Source organism: Arthrobacter sp. R4-81 (assembly GCF_054792365.1).
In genome coordinates this window covers 1,029,330-1,046,969 of the sequence record NZ_CP096445.1, presented here as the reverse complement: position 1 = coordinate 1,046,969, position 17,640 = coordinate 1,029,330, and the positions used below count along the sequence as shown (strand labels likewise).

The window sequence follows — 17,640 nt, the reverse complement described above, 5'->3', positions numbered from 1 at the left end:
ATCCTAGCTAGAGAGTCGACGGGGCATCGCCAAAGTCCCGGATGGGAAGGCGCTCACCCCCGTTGAGGGCTGACTCGTGGGCCACGATTCCCGGCAGGGTGAACCGGGCCGCCACCCAGGCGTTCACCGGCGGCATGCTGCGGTTGTTGACGGCTGTAACGAAGTCGTCCACCAGGAAATGATGGCTTCCCTCATGGCCGTTGGGGGCACCGCGGAATTCGTCCGGAAGCCGGGCGGGATCATGCACGGGGGCCAGGCCCGAGACGAAGGCGTCGCGCAGTTCCGGGGCAACATTGGCAAGCGAAGGGTCATCCAGCGGAATACTGGGCCGCGTCTCCATCAGGGCGGAGATGTCGTGAACGTCCTTCTTGTCCTGCCACACAGTGACGTGAGCCAGCTGCTCCAGGCTTGCCTCGGTGCCGAAGAACCTGAAGCGCGATTCACGGATATGCGAGGGGTAGCCCACCCGTCGCATCTCGTTGGTCCGCATCACTCCTCCGTCGTTCAGTTCAAAAAGGGCCGTGGCATTGGAGAAGTCGTTGCCGAACATGCTGACGCCCTTGTCGAAAACGCCGTCACCGCGGTCATCACTTACTCCGACGCAGCTCACGCTGACAGCGTGGGAAGGAACGGCCCCCAGGACTCCTCCGATGGCATGCGTCGGGTAGAGCATGGGCGGATAGCTCGCAGTCTCTTTCCAGCTCTCGCCGCCGCTGTACCGGTAGGCATCGTAAAAGCCGAGGTCCATGTCGTGAACGTAGTCCCCCTCGGAGTAGAAGACGCGGCCAAATCGCCCGGCAGCATGCTGCTCCCGTGCATAGACGGTAGCGGGGTTGTAGTAACTCGTTTCACCCATCATGTAGACGTTCCCGGTCTCCCGGACGGCGTCGATGATCCGTGAGATCTCCTCTTCCGAGACAGCCATCGGAACAGCCGAATAGACGTCTTTGCCGGCGCGCAGTGCCCGCTCCACCAAGGGTCCGTGAGTCCAGCGCTGGGTAAAGATCGCAACGGCGTCGACGTCGGATGCAAGGAGCTCCTCGAAACTGTCCAGGACGCCGTCGAGGCCCCATTGCTTACACGCGAAAGCGGCCCTATCCGGAAGTTCGTCCACAACAACGACGCTGCTCACGCCGGGGTGAAGCCTGAAAAGGTGGGCAAACTGCCCCCCGAACTGACCGGCCCCTACGACCCCCAGCGAAAACGCCATCGTTCCTCCATGAATGGTTTCAATCCCGCTGCCCGGGCGGGCAGCAAGTGATTCCCAGTGTTACATCGGCATCTACACGAGTCAACAGACATGCGGCCAACAACAACTTCTTCTTGGAAATAAAAGAAATTTCTCTTGCCACCACCTTTCTACTCGTGTAGATTCACTCCCAGCTGTTATCCATGTCACACCTACGGAAGGTCGAAGATGACCACCATCACTAAACTTCCTGACCCGCCTGCGGGCGGAACGAAGAAGGCCGGGACTCCTGCCCCGGTCCGAAAAGGGCAGCGCATCGGTGACCTCAAAATGGCACTGGTGTTCATATTCCCGGCGATGATTGGCTTCATCGTCTTCTTCCTGATCCCCACCATCCGCGGGATCTACCTCAGCTTCACCGAGTACAGCATCCTCGGTGACCCCACCTGGATCGGCCTCGAGAACTACACCTCAATTTTTACCGACGAGCTCTTCTGGAACTCGATGGCGGTGACCGTCCAGTACGTGGCAATCAACATCGGATTCCAGACAGTCATCGCCCTGGGCCTGGCCCTCCTCATGCACCGTGTTGCGAAGTCAACTTTCATCCGTGGCGCCCTCTTGTTGCCGTTCCTCGTGGCTAACGTGATCGTTGCGCTCCTGTGGTTCTGGATGCTCGACTACCAGCTGGGTATCGTGAACGAGATCATCAGCTGGACCGGGCTTCCCCGCATCGCTTTCTTCGGTAGCGAGCAATGGGCCATCCCGACCATCGCGGCCGTCAACGTGTGGCGCCACATGGGCTACACCGCCCTGCTGATCTTTGCCGGACTCCAGGCCATTCCACAGCACGTCTACGAAGTGGCCTCTCTGGATGGCGCTTCACCCACCAGGACCTTCTGGGGCATTACCATCCCGCTCCTGCGCCCCGTCCTGGTGCTCGTCCTGGTGGTCACCGTGATCGGATCGTTCCAGGTTTTCGACACAGTGGCAGTCACCACCGGTGGCGGACCCATCAACGCCTCACGAGTGATCCAGATGTACATCTACCAGAAGGCCTTCACCGAGTCTGACTTCGGGTACGCCTCTGCACTGTCCGTCATTCTCTTCGTCATCCTCGCCCTGGTGGCCTTCATCCAAATGAAGTTCCTCAAGGGCAATGAATCGGATCTGGACTAAGGACCCCGCAATGACTACTACATCTCCTTCCCGTCAAGGTGCCGGCAAGCCCTCTGCCCGCCATGAAGCCGCTGCCCCGACCCGGCCCGCCATCACCAAGCCCCGGAAGCCCTTCAATTGGGGCCGTGCAGGAGCATGGGCCCTTGTTGTCATCGCGTTGATCGTCACTATTGCGCCGTTCCTGTGGATGCTTCGCACGGCACTCTCCAGCAACCACTCCCTCGCTGGCAACGCAGGCAATCTCCTACCGGCCGACTTCAGCTGGGGCGCCTTCAAGCGGGTTATGGGCCTCCAATCCCCTGAGGAAGCCATAGCTGAAGGCGGCTCCGGCGCGGCCATCAACTTCTGGTGGTACCTCCGAAACTCCATCATCGTTTCCACCCTGGTGACTGCCGGACAGGTCTTCTTCAGCGCCATGGCGGCTTATGCTTTCTCCAGGCTGCGTTGGCCCGGCCGCGAAAAGGTGTTCGCCCTGTTCCTGGCGACCATGATGGTCCCGCCGATCTTCACCGCACTGCCCAACTTCCTGATGATCAAGAACCTGGGCCTCCTGAACACCTACGCCGGCATTATCCTGCCCTTCCTGTTCATGACGCCCTTCGCAATCTTCTTCCTGCGCCAGTTCTTCATGAGCATGTCCCGGGAAGTTGAAGAGGCAGCCATGCTGGACGGCGCCAAAAAGTTCCGCATCTTCTTCCAGATTGTGCTGCCCAACGCGGCGGCACCCCTGGCCACGCTGGCTTTGCTGACTTTCATCGGTACCTGGAATGAGTACTTCTGGCCGCTGCTGGTGGGCCAGGACGAGAACGTCCGGGTCCTCACTGTGGGCCTTGGGGTCTTCAAGTCCCAGTCGCCCCAGGGCGCCCCGGACTGGAGCGGCCTCATGGCGGCCACCCTTATTGCCGCCCTTCCGGTCCTCCTGCTCTTCATCGCCTTCGGCAAGAAGGTGGTCAACTCCATCGGCTTCTCCGGCGTCAAATAGTCCCACCGTTCCCTCTCACCCCCAACCGCACACTGCTTCACAGTCAATAACGAAAGGTCCATCATGAAGAAATCCATCGGCGTCGTCGCTGCCGCCGCAGCCATCGCGCTATCCCTGTCCGCCTGCGGAGGCTCCGCACCGGCATCCACCGAGGCCAAGGGCGAGATCAATTACTGGCTGTGGGACGCAAACCAGCTTCCGGCCTACCAGCAGTGTGCTGACGATTTCACCAAGGCCAACCCCGACATCAAGGTAAAGGTCACGCAGCGCGGCTGGGACGATTACTGGACCACTCTGACCAACGGTTTTGTGGCAGGAACGGCCCCTGACGTCTTCACAAACCACTTGGCAAAGTACCCGGAATTCGCCACCAAGAAGCAACTTCTGGCTTTGGACGATGCCGTCAAGAACGACAAGCTGGACCTTGAGATCTACAACAAGGGCCTCACGGATCTCTGGGTCACCGAAGATGGCAAACGCTACGGGCTCCCGAAGGACTGGGACACCATTGCCTTGTTCTACAACAAGAAGCTGATCGCCGACGCCGGGTACACCGAAGAGCAGCTCAAGGGCCTGGACTGGAACCCCCAGGACGGCGGCAGCTACGAAAAGGCAATCGCCCACCTGACAGTGGACAAGAACGGCAAGCGCGGCGACGAGGCAGGCTTCGACAAGAACAACGTCGCTGTCTACGGCCTGGGCCTGGAAAACTCCGGTGGCGGAGATGGCCAGACGCAGTGGAGCTTCCTGAGCGCCACCATGGGCTGGACGCACACGGACAAGAACCCGTGGGGCAAGGAATTCAACTATGACGATCCCAAGTTCCAGGAAACCATCACCTGGTGGTCCGGCCTTGCGGACAAGGGCTACATGCCCAAGCTTGAAACCACAGTGGGAGCCAGCGTGGCTGACAACTTCGGTGCAGGCAAGGCTGCCATCAACACCAACGGTTCATGGATGATCGGACAGTACACCAGCTACAAGGGTGTCGAGACCGGCATAGCCCCAACCCCCAAGGGACCGGACGGCAAGCGCGCCAGCATGTTCAACGGCCTGGCCGATTCCATCTGGGCCGGCACCAAGAACCCTGCCGCCTCGGTCAAATGGGTGGAGTACCTCGCTTCCACAGCTTGCCAAGACGTTGTTGCCTCCAAGGCAGTCGTGTTCCCCGCTATCAGCACTTCCTCCGAGAAAGCAGCGAAGGCATTTGCGGATAAGGGCATCGACGTCAGTGCCTTCACCACCCACGTGAAAGACGAGACCACGTTCCTGTTCCCGATCGCTGACAACTCCGCCAAGGTGACAGGGATCATGAAGCCGGCCATGGACGCCGTCCTGTCGGGCAAGAAGCCGGCAAGCTCGTTGAGCCAGGCCAACGACCAGGTCAACGCGCTCTTCAAGTAAAAAATCAGCTAGCAGTTCCGGGGCCCGCTTTGCGCGCTTGGTGTTTCGAGCACGCAGGGCGGGCCCTGCAATGATCACGTTTTGTAAAGAAAGAGACTTATCAATGGATCCCCTGCACCTCCGTTCCGCCGGCACCAGCCTGGTGATTAGCTTCGACAACGGGGAGGCTGAGGTCATTCATTGGGGGGCCGATCTTGGCCCCACCCTGCCGGACCTCTCGATCCTCGGCGAGCCCATTCCCCCTTCGGCCGTGGACGCGACCGTCCCCGCAGGCCTGCTTCCCCAGGCGTCCTCCAGCTGGCGCGGACGCCCCGCCCTCCGCGGCCACCGGATTTCCGACGGCGTCTCCGGCCTCGACTTCTCGGTCCGGCTGCGGGCGGTGAAAGCCTCGGTGGTCGCCAAGGGTGACGTTCCCGGGAAAGGTGCTTCCGCCGTCGTCGTCCAGGCTGACGAAGAAGCCGGAATTATGGTGGAGTCATCCCTCGCCCTTCACGACGGCGGTCTGCTGGAGCTGCGCCACACCGTCACCAATACCGGATCATCGCCGTTCCAGCTCGATGAACTGGCCACTGTCCTCCCCGTGGGACCTGACGCCGTCGAACTCCTGGACCTGACGGGCCGCTGGTGCCGCGAACGCCACCCCCAGCGCCGGTCCATCCAGCAGGGGACGTGGGTCCGGACCGGACGCCACGGCCGAACAGGCCACGATTCCTCATTGCTGTTCGCTGCGGGCAGCGCGGGCTTCGGCAACCGCCACGGCAAGGTCTGGGCAACCCACCTGGCCTGGAGCGGCAACCACGAACAGTTCGCTGACACCATCGCTGACGGCCGCACCATGATCGGCGGTTCGGAACTCCTCGGTTCAGCCGAAGTGATCCTCGAGCCTGGAACCGGTTACACCACCCCCGCACTGTTCGCGGCATATTCTGACCGAGGCCTGGATGGCATCAGCGAGGCCTTCTACGACTGGTTCCGAGCCCGCCCCCACCACGTTCTCCCGGGGGGCGGTGGCGGAAAAGCCCGGCCCGTCGTCCTCAACGTCTGGGAGGCCGTGTACTTCGACCACCGCCTCGACACCCTGATCGAGCTCGCCGATTCCGCAGCTGACCTCGGAGTTGAACGCTTTGTGCTCGACGACGGCTGGTTCCTTGGCCGTCGCAACGACCAGGCAGGGCTGGGCGACTGGTATGTTGACGACGCGCTGTGGCCGGACGGACTTCATCCGCTCATCGATGCCGTGAATTCCCGGGGCATGGAGTTCGGGCTCTGGGTGGAGCCGGAAATGGTCAACCTTGACTCGGACACGGCCAGGGCGCACCCGGACTGGATTGTGGGCCCGGCAAGCTCCTCGTATAAAGACGGCGGCAGGCTCGCGTTGCCCTGGCGGTCCCAGCACATCATTGACCTCGTCAATCCTGACGCCTGGCAGTTCATTTTCGACCGGATCGACTCCCTTCTCCGGGAATACAAGATCAGCTACCTCAAGTGGGACCAGAACCGTGACCTGATGGAGCACGGCCATGCAGGCCGCGCCTCTGTCCACGAGCAGACGCTGGCTGCCTACCGGCTGTTCGATGAGCTTCGCAAGGCGCATCCCGGCGTCGAAATCGAGAGCTGCTCTTCAGGGGGTGCAAGGGTGGACCTTGGCATCCTTGAGCGCACCGACCGGATCTGGGCATCGGATTGCAACGATGCCCTGGAACGGCAGACGATCCAGCGCTGGACCGGGCTGGTGGTGCCGCCGGAACTGGTCGGCGGCCATGTTGGTCCCACCAAATCCCACACCACAGCCCGGACCCATGACCTGTCCTTCCGTGCGATCACTGCCCTGTTCGGTCATTTCGGCATGGAATGGGACGTCCGTGAAGTCCAGGGTCCGGAGCGTGAAGAACTCCAGCGCTTCATCGCGTTGTACAAGGAGTACCGCGGCCTGATCCACTCCGGCACGATGATCAGGGCGGACGTGCCCGGTGATTCCCTGATGCTCCACGGAGTTGTACCCGCTTCTTTGCCGGAGCCGGGGGAAACCGGTGGATTGTTTGCGGTGGTGAGCACAGGGACAGGTTTCGCCGAGCAACCCGGAAGACTTGCCGTTCCTGGCCTCGTTTCCGGCCAGTCCTACCGGGTGGAAGCCATCTTCCCGGCTCCTGGCGACGCTGATTATGGCCACACCTTCACCCAGACGCAGCCGCCTTCATGGCTTAGTTCAGGAGCCGAAGCCACCGGACGGTTCCTCGCGGAGGTCGGACTGCCGATGCCCATCCTCAACCCTGAGCATGCCTTGGTGCTGAAGTTCACCACGCTGTAGCAAGTGCCTTGTAACGCTCACGTTGTTGCAAATAAGCCGTGCCGGTCTGAAGGGACCGGCACGGCTTATTGCTTGTCAGACAGCCTCAGGGTCTGGTTTCAACAGGATCCGTCAGCTCCGGGCATCCACGAGGACCACTTCAAACTCGGTGGCACCCGTCATAAATTTGGCGTTCGGCAAGGCGAGCGTTCCGCCAATCAGGGCCGCCGTCGTCGGGATCACGAAATGCGGGCTGGTGATGACTTCCTCAACAACACCGGAGGACAAGGTGGCGTCCAGCTGGACGCGGCTGACCTGATTCAGGAAGTTCTGAACCGCCCAGATGGTGTTGCCCCGCGCGATGATGCCGTCAACGTTGGTCAGCACAACCGGGTTTCCTGCAGCGTCAGTGACCATGATCGCTGCACTGCCGCCGGCTTCAGGGTCAACGGTGAACAGGGTTCCCAGGCCGGAGTGGGCCACAATGAGTGTCTGGCCTCCGCGGACGGACGTGATTCCGTTGAGGTTGAATCCGAAGGTGTCATTGGCGGCGGGGCCGCTCAAGGGGAGGACTTCGAGGGTTCCCGGGACCCCTTGGTTGCTGACTGGAACGAAGTACAGTGATCCCTCTGCTGAATTAGTGAACCAAGCCCCATCGTGGGTGAGGGTGACGTCATTGATGAAGCCTGTGCCAGCCGGTACTAGCTGGTAGGTGGCAACGGTATCGCCGGTTTGGAGGTCATAGACGTAGGCCTGGCCGGTTCCGCCTCCGGCGACGAAGAGGAGGTCGTTCTTCACATCTACCTTCATACCGACGGCGGCACGGCCTCCTGGAGCCGTGATGAACTCATCGGCCGTCCCGGTACGGATGTCTCCGCGGTAGATATCACCGGTCACCAGATCGCCGGCAAAGAACGTGGTCCCCTTACCGGCAGCGATTCCTTCGGCTCCGGAGGCTTCGGGAAGGTCAATGACAGAACTCCCCCCGTTCGAAGCCTGGGGTGCTGCCAACGTTGCGGGTGCGGTGAGCAAAATGGCCGCCAGCGCGGCAAGCGTTGCGGCGGCACCGCGGAATGACGTGGATTTCCTGGTTTTTGTATGCATGATTCTCCCCGCTTCGGGCTCTTCGGTGCGGGGCTTTTCTGGGTACGAACGGGTTACTCCGCACGATGGTTTTTCCAGTGTAGGGAACCCGGCCACGAGTAGCCATAGTTCCCTGTTGGGCCACTCAGGCTGCCAAACGGCCGAGGCGGGAGGAGATCGCCGAACCGAGCAGGAGCACGCGGAATGTTCGTTCAGTAGCTTCCCTGAGGAGCATGGCACCCTCGGCCACTGCACGGTCCATGTTCATGGGAATCGGGATAATTCCGGAAATTGCGTCGATCCCTGCGGCGTGCACGTCGTGGGCATCCTTACCGATTGAGCCGGCAAAGGCCAGCACCGGGACGCCCGCCGCCTGGGCTCGTTTTGCCACTTCGGCAGGTACTTTTCCCCGGGGAGTCTGGAAGTCGATGGCTCCTTCGGCGGTGACCACCAGGTCCGCGTCAGCGATGCAGGCGTCCAGGTCAATTCCAGCCAACCCGGAGTCCAGCAGAAGCTCAAATCGAGGCACCAGGTTGGCTCCAATGGCGTGCAGGCCAGCCCCCAGTCCCCCGGACGCCCCCGTTCCCGCGCCTGTCCTGAGGTGCAGTTCAGACTTGCCGGACGCCGCGGCAAGTACCGTTGCCCACCGATCGAAACCAGAGGAGAGGACCTCGACCTGTTCAGGCGTGGCTCCTTTTTGCGGTCCAAAAACCCGCGCCACGCCCTGGGGACCGCACAGGATGTTGAAGGGATTAAGGGCGAGATCGATCCTGCAGTCCTCCAACCTGGAATCCAGTGTGCTGAGATCGATTCCCTCAACGCCGGCCAAGGACTCCCCTCCCTCCTCCAACTCGTCCCCGTCCGGGCCATAAATCCGTGCCCCGAGGGCGCGCAAGGCGCCTGCACCGCCGTCGGACGTTCCGGAGTCCCCGCAGCCCACAATGATGCGGTCGGCTCCTTCGTCCAAGGCGGCAAGAATGAGTTCCCCTACGCCGCGGGTAGACGTCAGGCCTGGATTTCGGAAGTCTGTGGGGACCAGCTTCAAACCTGCCGCGGCCGCCATTTCCACCACGGCAGTCCTGCCCGCCGCTCCACCGAGCATGGCGAAATGCGACGCAACGTCCTGGCCAAGGGGCCCGGTGACCTGACGGGCAACTATCCTTCCCCCGGTGGCGGCTGCCAGCGCGACAGCGGTTCCTTCGCCGCCGTCGGCCAGCGGAACGGACCTGACCTGAACGCCGGGGATCACCTGGCGGATGCCCGCGGCTATGGCCGCTGCGACTTCCACCGCATCAAGGCTTTCCTTGAATCCGGAAGGTGCCACGAGGATTCGTTGCGGAATGGACATGACCATTGGAGCCACCTTTTGCCAGCGGTTAGTGGGACGGAAAGAGCGGAAGGCCCATGTGCGGCCAGACGAAAAAGCTGAAAAGCAGGACGACGGCGGCGTTGGCCGGACCCAGCCATAAGGAGAGCCGCAGGAGATCACGGGGCTCGTAGTTGGCCTTGCCGTCGGTTTCGGCAAAAAGAGCGACGGGTTTGGCGGAGCTCGTAAGGGTGTGGCAGAAACCGGCAGCAGCTGTTGATGCAAAGGCCGCGGCCACAGGGTCAACACCCATGGCCCCAGCAGATGCCACAACAATGGGGATCAGCACTGCCGATCGTGCCGAGCGGGATTGGATCACCAGATGAGCAAGAGTGGAAATTGCAACAACGGCAACAACAAAAATCACCGGCTTGGCAGGGCCAAGGAATTCCACGGGGCCCAGAAGCGATGAAGCCAGCCAATGAGCCGCCCCTGATGTGACAAGGCTGGATCCCAGGGCAAGGGTGGCCGCCATGAAGATGAGCATGGACCAAGGGACTTTCTTGAGGGCGGCACCCAGTTTGACCGAGCCATAGTACGGCGAGGACACCACCAGCGCACCGATCAGAGCAACGAGTGCCGGCTCCAGCCCGTGGATAGGTTCGGTGCACCAAAGGACCACAACAGCACCGAGCAGCAAGAGCGATCGGTGTTCGTCCAGATCCAGTGGACCCTGCAGCCTGGCATCAGATTGCTCCTGGAGCTGACCGATGCTGACTCGAAGGCCCAGTGAGTGATCGCTTGTGCTGGTAAATAGCCGGAGTACCAGTTCGGTAGCCAGCCCGGATGTGACGATGGCCAGGGGGAGGCCCAAAAGCAGCCAGGACGCGAAGTCGAAGCTGCGGAGTCCCGCGGATTCAAGGACCTGACTGGTAATCAGATGAGCTCCGGCACCCAGGAAGGAACTCACGGCAGACAGCAGAATTACCGTGGGGAAAAGAATCGACAGCATTTTGGCCACGTTCGGACGGTCGCGGAGGGAGCCGCGCAGGGCAAGGAAGATGGGAAGGGCCAGTGCCGCCCGCCCGGATGTCGCCGGAATCGCGAAGGCAGTCACTATCAGCCCCAGGGAAGTCAGGTGAGCCAATTGCCGCACGCTACGGGCCCCCGTGATCACAAAGGCCGCGCCGCGGGCGGCAAGCCCTGTTGAGGCTACAGCGCTGGCAATGACAAAGGCGGCCATCAACAGCCAGACGGATTCTTCGCCGAGCGCGTGGAAGAGGCTCTGGGTTGGCAAGGTTCCGCTGATCACCAGGGCGACGGCGGCGCCGAGCGCAACGTAGGTGTCCTCCACCTTCGTGAAAATCCAGAACCAGACGGCGCCGATAAAGATGCACAACGTGATGGCAGCGTGGGCGCTCAGGCCTTGGCCGTACACCACGGTGGCAGTCAGACCAGCCATCGCCGCAAGGGCAACGAGAAGCGAAATTGCCGAGGCGGGGGTAAGGACACCGGAGGGGAGCCACTTGTTCGTTTCCCTGACGGCGCTGTCCGCAGAAGAGCGCGCGGCCGATTCGAAATAGACGGTTTTCATCGCAGCCGGTAACCCGCTCCGCGGACAGTTTCCAGCCTGTCTGCTCCGATTTTCCCCCGGAGGGCACGCACGTAGACGTCCACCACGTTAGAGGCAGGATCAAAATCAAGGTTCCAGGCGTGGGAGATGAGCTGCTCCCGTGTGAGTACCTGCCGGGGATGCCGGAGGAACACTTCCAGCAAGGAGAACTCCCTTGCCGTCAGATCGGTGTCCGTGTCTCCGCAGCGTACGCGGCGGCTGCGGAGGTCCAATTCAAGGTCCCCGTGCTGGAGCGCCATGGTCATGCCTGGTTGGGCTTCGTCCTGGAGCCGGAGCCGGATCCGTGCCAGAAGCTCCGCAAACTGGAAGGGCTTGGTCATGTAGTCATTGGCGCCGCTTTCCAGCCCGTACACGGTGTCGGACACCGAATCGCTGGCCGTGAGCACGATCACCGGCGTTTTGGAACCTTCGCCACGGAGCTGGGCCAGAACCTCAAAACCGTTCAGGGTGGGCAGCCCGATGTCGAGGATCAGCATGTCGAACTCCCCTGACCGGGCGAGCAGAAGTGCGCTGGCACCATCATCCACCACAAGGCACGAGTACGCCGCGGCGCGGAGGCCTTTCTCGATGAAACCGGCGATCCGAGGATCGTCTTCGGCAACAAGGATCCTGCTCATGCCTGCCCCTTTCGTGAGCCACCAGCGGGGCTCGTGCCTGGTTCCTGATTTAGTTGGTCCTCCAGGATCCCGGTGTCAGGTTCCAGCCCAGGTGCAGGTATTGTCAGACCGAACGTGGCACCCTCCCCTGTACTGCTGCGCACCCATGCGGTCCCGTGGTGTGCTTCAGCGATACTGAGCACGATGGCCAGGCCCAACCCAGCTCCTGGCCTGGACCGTGCAGACGCCCGTGATGCCTCCCCACGATGAAACCGTCCAAAAATGGCTGCTGCCTCATGGTCAGTCACCCCCATGCCCTGATCCGCGACCCAGATGGAGAACGTCCTTCCTGTTCCCTCTCCGGTAAACGAAGAGCCGAGAGAGACTGTGGATCCCTCATCCGAGTATTGGCAGGCATTGGTAGCCAACTGCAGTACGGCCTGCGTGATGCGCTGCGGATCCGCCCTTACGCTGCCCTCTGCGATCTCAAGGATGGGCCATCCCCGATGCCCCAGAGTCTGGGCCTTGGCTTCAATATCCAGGAGCAGCGCAGCAGCATCAATATCCTGCAATTTCGTAAAGCCTGGCCTGTCCACTTTCGCCAGAAGCAGCAGGTCAGTCACGATCCGCCCCATCCTTGCCAGCTCGTCGTCTACGAGCGCCAAGGTCCTTTGCCGGTCATTCGGGTTGTCTTCCATGAGCTCCAGGTGGCCCCTGATGACCGTTATTGGAGTCCGCAATTCGTGCGATGCATCATCCACGAACGCTCGTTGGGTCCTGTATGCCACCTCGAGACGATCAAGCATTGTGTTGAACGTGACGGCCAGGGCTGAGATGTCGTCATTTCCCTGCACGGGGACGCGGGCCGTGAGGTCACTCTCGGAAATGTCAGCCGCCACCCGCCGGACTTCGCGAACCGGACGCAGGATCTGCCCGGCCACCAGCCATGCCATTCCTGCAGTTACGGCCAAACCACCAAGGGACACGAAGAAGATGATGAGGGTGGTTCCGGCCACCCCGGCCAGACGTGGAGCCATGTAATAGCCAACAATTAGGTAGCCTGTTTCCGGGCCCGAGACCACGGGCAATCTGGCCCAATGGAGCTCGCCCCCGGTGGTCTGGGCGATTCCGGAAGAAGCAGTCCCCGTTCGGATGGAGTCGATGAGGGCCCTGTCATCCGGTAGCCGATGACTGATCGACGAGGAGTGGAGCGCCCCGGTGGGCGTATAGAGGACACGCCGGTCCACGCTGCCAAGGATTACCTCGTCCTGCGCCGCCGACTGCCTGCTCAGATAGCGCTCCAGCATCTTCTCGATACTGGTGAACGGCTTGGCTGTGGTTGGATCGACGCCTTCCGCCGAGAACGCCCGGAATTCGCTGAGCTCCTGCGCAATCGCTTCATGTGCCTCGGTCCGTGCATGGTTCACCATCAGCGAGCGCACGGTAAGCAGCACCGCCAACAATGTCAGAGCGGTAGTGAAGAGAATCCATCCCGCAATACGCCAACGGGCAGGCACCCTCGAGCCGAGCCTCGTCCCGGCGCCGCTGCCGTTCCGGGTAGCCGCTCCGGTTTCGGTACCGGCGCCGGTGCCGATTCCGGTGCCAGTGCCAGTCTCATCAACGGACGATGACGGTTCAGCTGGCTTGGGCGCTTCACCGAGACCGGCAGCTTCTGGCACTGCAACTCTTTGGTTAGCCTTCTCAGATCGATCCACGGCCCCCCGCACCGCCATTAGTCGTCTCCGTCTTCAACATCGTCGTCATCAATGACAACCGGCGGCACCACCGGTGCCGGCCCGGGCGCTGCTGGCGGCTCAGGGGCGGGAGCGGGTGCAGGAAGACCTGGCGTCGGAGTCACCGGTGGAGCTGGTGTCGGCGCAGGAGTAATGGGTGGCGCAGGCGAAGGGGCGGGGCTTGGCCCTTGTTCCGGTTCCAAAGCCGGCACCGGAGGCGCCCCGGTGACCGAACCGAGTTTCACAGGTTTGGCATCCACATCGGGAGGACCGGCGGGCGCCGCCAACAGGCTTCCCCCCAAGGCAAGCAGCACCGGGGCAACCAGTACCGCTGCCATCATCAGAGCCCGTCGCATCATTTCCATGTACTCATCGTGTCAGCCACTCATGAAGCTCCCATGAAACGTCTATGAAAAATTCTTCATCACGCCGCCAGCACCGGAACCGGGAACCAACATCCCCTAGAGTTGGGGACATGAACGACGCCCAGCCGGCCATGGAACACAGCCGCGGAATTATCCTCGTCCTCAATGGACCGAACCTGAACCTTCTTGGCACGCGCGAGCCGGAGAAGTACGGCACCGCAACCCTCGCCGATGTAGAACAGCTCGCAAAAGACACCGCTGCCGCCCACCGCCTCGACGTCGAATGCTTCCAGTCCAACCACGAGGGCGCGCTGGTGGAAGCCATCCATGCTGCCCGGGGCAAGGCCTTGGGGATCGTGCTGAATGCAGGAGCTTACACGCACACGTCGGTGGCCATCCGGGATGCAATATCCGCCGTGCAGCTGCCAACCGTCGAGGTTCACATCACCAACGTCCATGCGCGCGAGGCGTTCAGGCACCACTCCTACCTCTCGGACGTCAGCAAAGCGGTGATCGCCGGTGCCGGCATCATGGGCTATCGGTTCGCGATCGAATACTTGGCCACACTAGGTTCGGAAAACGCCTGACAAATGGCTTCCCGCGGCTCTGCAACTGCTGACTGGTACAGGACCTTCGGGACCGTTGATGCCCCGGGCTCCTCGGACTGCTACGCGGAGTGGGCCCTCGGCGTCGCGCAGGATCCGGATCTGATCCAGCGCATCGATGAGCTGCCTCACACGAAGCGTCAGCCACTGCTGCTTTTTGCCGCTGCGCGCTTCCTCGGCGCGGAGGTGGGCCCCTACCCGCAGTTCCGGAACTTTCTGGACTCCCACTGGTCCGAGGTGACACGAACGGTGCTCTCCCGCGCGACCCAGACCAATGAGACGGGGCGTTGCGCCACGCTGCTGCCATCGCTGGGCCTGATCGCAAGCCAGGAGGACCGGCCCCTTGCCCTGATCGAGGTGGGCGCCTCTGCCGGGTTGGCGCTGTTTCCGGACAAGTACAGCTACGAGTTCGACGACGGGAAGCAGGTCACGCGCCTTTCGCCGCTTGCAGTGGGAGTCAGCCCTGCAAACACCCCGCTCCTGCGGTGTGCCACTGTGGGGCCGGTCCCCCTACCCCCGCAACTGCCCCCTGTAGTGTGGCGGGCAGGGATTGACCTGAACCCTTTGGACGTCCGCGATCCCGACGACGTTGCCTGGCTTGAGGCTCTCGTCTGGCCCGAGCAGGAGTTCCGTCGTGAGCGCCTGCACCAGGCAATTGCCGTTGCCCAGCTGGAGCCTCCGCTGCTGCTGGCAGGGCATCTGAACGAGCAACTGCAGAACCTTGTTGACCAGGCTCCGGCGGATGCTGCGCTGGTGGTTTTCCACAGCGCCGTCATGGGCTATCTGAGCAGCAGGGAACGGGCGCAGTTCCAGGCCACCATGGCAAACCTCACCTCTCGTGGCAGTCACTGGTTGTCCAACGAGGGCAACACGGTCATCGAGCAGGAGGACGGATCAAGCGTGGTGCCGGACATTGATGAGGCCCGGCTCAAGGGTCGTTTCCTGATCTCGCACAACAGTAAGCCGGTTGCCATCGCCGGTCCTCACGGCCAAAGCCTCGAGTGGCTCTAGCTCACACTGAGGGCGTTACTTCTGGATGCACTGCCCCGGCGAGACGGCATCGGTGAGCGACGGCGCCTGGGCGGCCACCGGGTTGAGGTCATCCATGGGAATGGCGAAGCCCAATGCGGCATCCGACGTTGCCTTGGCGAAGATTACTCCTGCCACCAGCCCGTCGACGGTCAGGAGCGGACCTCCTGAATTACCCGGCTGGACGTCTCCCGCGAGCCGGTAAACGTCGTCGGGAGTTGGATTATTGCCGTAGATGTCAGGCACCAACACCGTGGCAATGTCCTGGACGGTAGCTGGCTTGGACTGGAAAGGGCCGCCGTGGGGGTAGCCGGCAAACGCGGCGGGGCTGCCGCTGGGGAGGTCGGGGCTCAGGGCCAGGGGCGTCGAAGGCAGTCCCTCGACGGCGAGGACGGCGAGGTCACGCTGGCCATCGAAGTACACCACCCGCCCGGGGTACGCTCCGCCGTCGGGCAGCTCCACAACGGGCTGCGACACGCCCGCCACGACATGGGCATTCGTCACTACCCTGTCGGGCGAAACCACGAAACCGGTGCCCGTCTGGTTCTGCCCGCATTGGTACGCAGTTCCCGCAATTTTCAGAACGGATTGGGCGGCGCGGTTCAGTCCCGGAGTGTCGGTGCTGGCATTTGGAACCTGGACGGGTTGGCCCTGACCGAAGCCCTCGATCAGGGTGGGAATGCCGTTGCCGATGACCGTCGAACGGAGCTGCGCCATGGTGGCCTTGACGGGGGTTGGTGTCAGGCCGTCTATGAACCTGATCACCTTGGACTCGGCCAGTTGCTGCGAGACAAACGGGACACCCAGCGCACTGATGCTGAAGGCGAGCATGGACATAACCAGAGCCGCCACCACAACGTTGACTGCGCCGCCTATCCCACGGTCCACAGCCCGCAAAGGCTTGATTCGTACGGCACTGCGGACTCTCCGGCCGATAGCAGTCCCCAGCGCATGCCCCATAACCATCAGGACGACTGCGCTGCCAATGACGGCGGTGAGCCTCCACCCGGTGTCCTCAACGAAATCGGTGACGAGCGGTATGGAAACAAAGGCCGCAACTGCTCCGACTGCGAACCCGGCAATGCCGCCGAGGGTTACCAGAAAGCCGTTGCGCAGGCCATAGATCAGATAGGACAAGAGCGTCAGAATCAGCGCCAGGTCCAAAACGGTCAAGCCGAACACCAAGGCTCCTTACATACAGTTAGGATCCGATTCTACTGGCGAAGTCTGACAGTTTGCCCTCAATGGCGTGACGGCGGGGGTTGCTACCGGAGTCCAATACCCGTCCGTCCGGCCCGCTGCAGAGCTCTCCTAAGCGCCATTCCGGGCGTTTCCCGTGCCAAGTACGTCACAGAACCGCCAAAATTCTGGAACAATGGCAAAAGCGCCCACAGCCGACACTTTTACTCAGGAGATTTCATGGACATCGAGGTATTGCGCCGCGCACCCCTTTTCGCCACGCTCGACGACGAAGCTTTCCGTCTGCTGACGGACGAACTCACCGAGGTGGACCTGTCACGCGGAGCATCCGTTTTCCGCGAAGGCGACCAGGGTGACCAGCTGTACTTCATCGTCTCCGGCAAGGTAAAGCTCGGACGCACCTCCCCCGACGGCCGCGAGTCCCTGCTGGCCATCCTTGGCCCGGGCGAGCTCTTCGGCGAAATGGCATTGTTTGACCCGAGCCCCCGCACTGCAACGGCAACGGCTGTCTCGGAAACACGCTTGGCGGGCCTGAAGAACGAGAGTCTCAACGCCCTCCTCCGCACCCGTCCCGAGGTTTCGGCCCAGCTGCTGCAGGCCCTTGCCCGCAGGCTTCGCCGCACCAACGATTCCCTCTCTGACCTTGTCTTCTCCGATGTCCCCGGCCGTGTGGCCAAGGCGCTCCTGGATCTCGCCGACCGTTTCGGCCGTCCGGCAACCGACGGCGTGCTGGTGGCCCACGAGCTCACGCAGGAAGAACTCGCCCAGCTCGTTGGCGCTTCCCGCGAGACCGTGAACAAGGCCCTGGCCGAATTCGTGCAGCGCGGCTGGCTGCGCCTGGAGGCGCGCGCCGTCGTAATCCTGGACATGCAGCGCCTCCGCCAACGCTCCCGCTAAATACACTCAGCAGCTCAAAGAAGAAGGCCGGCACCGTAACAACGGAGCCGGCCCTTTCTCTTGAGCGGACCGGGGCGTGGCATCCGTCAGCGTGCGTCTAAGCGAGGGACGAGCGAGCACGCAGAGGATGTCAGGTTCCGGGCCGCTCAGCC

At 62.2% G+C, this 17,640-nt stretch carries 15 protein-coding genes; 7 read left to right on the top strand and 8 right to left on the bottom strand.

Features of this window, described 5'->3' with window-relative positions:
- Window positions 1–7: 7 nt before the first annotated feature.
- Window positions 8–1,210: a Gfo/Idh/MocA family protein gene (locus tag M1E05_RS04905; RefSeq protein ID WP_461164625.1), complete on the bottom strand. Its 1,203-nt coding sequence runs from the start codon at window positions 1,208–1,210 to the stop codon at window positions 8–10.
- A 207-nt stretch (window positions 1,211–1,417) separates the two neighbouring features.
- On the opposite strand from M1E05_RS04905, the gene M1E05_RS04900 reads away from it, so the two are divergent.
- From M1E05_RS04900 to M1E05_RS04885, 4 genes are all read left to right on the top strand, one after another.
- The gene (locus M1E05_RS04900) at window positions 1,418–2,368 is read left to right on the top strand and encodes a carbohydrate ABC transporter permease (protein WP_458111890.1); all 951 of its coding nucleotides are present in this window, start codon (window positions 1,418–1,420) and stop codon (window positions 2,366–2,368) included.
- A gap of 10 nt (window positions 2,369–2,378) precedes the next feature.
- Window positions 2,379–3,350, top strand: coding sequence for a carbohydrate ABC transporter permease (locus M1E05_RS04895; RefSeq protein WP_461164624.1), 972 nt, complete (start codon window positions 2,379–2,381; stop codon window positions 3,348–3,350).
- A 63-nt stretch (window positions 3,351–3,413) separates the two neighbouring features.
- Window positions 3,414–4,754, top strand: coding sequence for an ABC transporter substrate-binding protein (locus tag M1E05_RS04890; RefSeq protein WP_458111892.1), 1,341 nt, complete (start codon window positions 3,414–3,416; stop codon window positions 4,752–4,754).
- A gap of 103 nt (window positions 4,755–4,857) precedes the next feature.
- Complete coding sequence (locus M1E05_RS04885) at window positions 4,858–7,062, top strand: alpha-galactosidase (RefSeq protein ID WP_461164623.1); 2,205 nt, start codon at window positions 4,858–4,860, stop codon at window positions 7,060–7,062.
- 111 nt (window positions 7,063–7,173) lie between these two features.
- Here the strand turns inward: M1E05_RS04885 and M1E05_RS04880 are convergent, their stop codons facing one another.
- The 6 genes from M1E05_RS04880 to M1E05_RS04855 form a co-directional block, all read right to left on the bottom strand.
- Window positions 7,174–8,145, bottom strand: coding sequence for an SMP-30/gluconolactonase/LRE family protein (locus M1E05_RS04880; protein ID WP_458111894.1), 972 nt, complete (start codon window positions 8,143–8,145; stop codon window positions 7,174–7,176).
- Between the two features lie 124 nt (window positions 8,146–8,269).
- Window positions 8,270–9,478, bottom strand: a complete 1,209-nt coding sequence (locus tag M1E05_RS04875; RefSeq protein WP_458111895.1) for a glycerate kinase family protein — start codon at window positions 9,476–9,478, stop codon at window positions 8,270–8,272.
- 22 nt (window positions 9,479–9,500) lie between these two features.
- On the bottom strand, window positions 9,501–11,024 hold the full coding sequence (locus tag M1E05_RS04870) for an SLC13 family permease (RefSeq protein WP_458111896.1): 1,524 nt from the start codon (window positions 11,022–11,024) through the stop codon (window positions 9,501–9,503).
- Window positions 11,021–11,680: a response regulator transcription factor gene (locus tag M1E05_RS04865; protein WP_458111897.1), complete on the bottom strand. Its 660-nt coding sequence runs from the start codon at window positions 11,678–11,680 to the stop codon at window positions 11,021–11,023. Before M1E05_RS04865 ends, M1E05_RS04870 begins: the two co-directional genes overlap by 4 nt.
- A complete protein-coding gene (locus M1E05_RS04860) occupies window positions 11,677–13,338 on the bottom strand; it encodes a sensor histidine kinase (RefSeq protein WP_461164622.1) in 1,662 nt (553 codons plus the stop codon). The genes M1E05_RS04865 and M1E05_RS04860 overlap by 4 nt, the downstream gene beginning before the upstream one ends.
- 53 nt (window positions 13,339–13,391) lie before the next feature.
- Entirely contained in the window at window positions 13,392–13,757 is a 366-nt protein-coding gene (locus M1E05_RS04855) for a hypothetical protein (protein WP_461164621.1), read from the bottom strand.
- A 110-nt stretch (window positions 13,758–13,867) separates the two neighbouring features.
- Here M1E05_RS04855 and aroQ point away from each other — a divergent pair, with 110 nt between their 5' ends.
- Window positions 13,868–14,344: a type II 3-dehydroquinate dehydratase gene (gene aroQ, locus M1E05_RS04850; protein ID WP_458111900.1), complete on the top strand. Its 477-nt coding sequence runs from the start codon at window positions 13,868–13,870 to the stop codon at window positions 14,342–14,344.
- Between the two features lie 3 nt (window positions 14,345–14,347).
- Window positions 14,348–15,373: a DUF2332 domain-containing protein gene (locus M1E05_RS04845; RefSeq protein WP_461164620.1), complete on the top strand. Its 1,026-nt coding sequence runs from the start codon at window positions 14,348–14,350 to the stop codon at window positions 15,371–15,373.
- A 15-nt stretch (window positions 15,374–15,388) separates the two neighbouring features.
- Here the strand turns inward: M1E05_RS04845 and M1E05_RS04840 are convergent, their stop codons facing one another.
- Entirely contained in the window at window positions 15,389–16,573 is a 1,185-nt protein-coding gene (locus tag M1E05_RS04840; RefSeq protein WP_461164619.1) for a MarP family serine protease, read from the bottom strand.
- A 237-nt stretch (window positions 16,574–16,810) separates the two neighbouring features.
- Here M1E05_RS04840 and M1E05_RS04835 point away from each other — a divergent pair, with 237 nt between their 5' ends.
- A complete protein-coding gene (locus M1E05_RS04835; protein WP_011693220.1) occupies window positions 16,811–17,488 on the top strand; it encodes a Crp/Fnr family transcriptional regulator in 678 nt (225 codons plus the stop codon).
- Window positions 17,489–17,640: the final 152 nt, after the last annotated feature.

What these genes read in the sequence shown, in the direction of transcription:
- M1E05_RS04905 (WP_461164625.1), bottom strand. Translation starts at nt 1,210, where the DNA reads ATGGCGTTTTCGCTGGGGGTCGTAGGGGCCGGTCAGTTCGGGGGGCAG.
- M1E05_RS04900 (WP_458111890.1), top strand. Translation starts at nt 1,418, where the DNA reads ATGACCACCATCACTAAACTTCCTGACCCGCCTGCGGGCGGAACGAAG.
- M1E05_RS04895 (WP_461164624.1), top strand. Translation starts at nt 2,379, where the DNA reads ATGACTACTACATCTCCTTCCCGTCAAGGTGCCGGCAAGCCCTCTGCC.
- M1E05_RS04890 (WP_458111892.1), top strand. Translation starts at nt 3,414, where the DNA reads ATGAAGAAATCCATCGGCGTCGTCGCTGCCGCCGCAGCCATCGCGCTA.
- M1E05_RS04885 (WP_461164623.1), top strand. Translation starts at nt 4,858, where the DNA reads ATGGATCCCCTGCACCTCCGTTCCGCCGGCACCAGCCTGGTGATTAGC.
- M1E05_RS04880 (WP_458111894.1), bottom strand. Translation starts at nt 8,145, where the DNA reads ATGCATACAAAAACCAGGAAATCCACGTCATTCCGCGGTGCCGCCGCA.
- M1E05_RS04875 (WP_458111895.1), bottom strand. Translation starts at nt 9,478, where the DNA reads ATGGTCATGTCCATTCCGCAACGAATCCTCGTGGCACCTTCCGGATTC.
- M1E05_RS04870 (WP_458111896.1), bottom strand. Translation starts at nt 11,024, where the DNA reads ATGAAAACCGTCTATTTCGAATCGGCCGCGCGCTCTTCTGCGGACAGC.
- M1E05_RS04865 (WP_458111897.1), bottom strand. Translation starts at nt 11,680, where the DNA reads ATGAGCAGGATCCTTGTTGCCGAAGACGATCCTCGGATCGCCGGTTTC.
- M1E05_RS04855 (WP_461164621.1), bottom strand. Translation starts at nt 13,757, where the DNA reads ATGGAAATGATGCGACGGGCTCTGATGATGGCAGCGGTACTGGTTGCC.
- aroQ (WP_458111900.1), top strand. Translation starts at nt 13,868, where the DNA reads ATGAACGACGCCCAGCCGGCCATGGAACACAGCCGCGGAATTATCCTC.
- M1E05_RS04845 (WP_461164620.1), top strand. Translation starts at nt 14,348, where the DNA reads ATGGCTTCCCGCGGCTCTGCAACTGCTGACTGGTACAGGACCTTCGGG.
- M1E05_RS04835 (WP_011693220.1), top strand. Translation starts at nt 16,811, where the DNA reads ATGGACATCGAGGTATTGCGCCGCGCACCCCTTTTCGCCACGCTCGAC.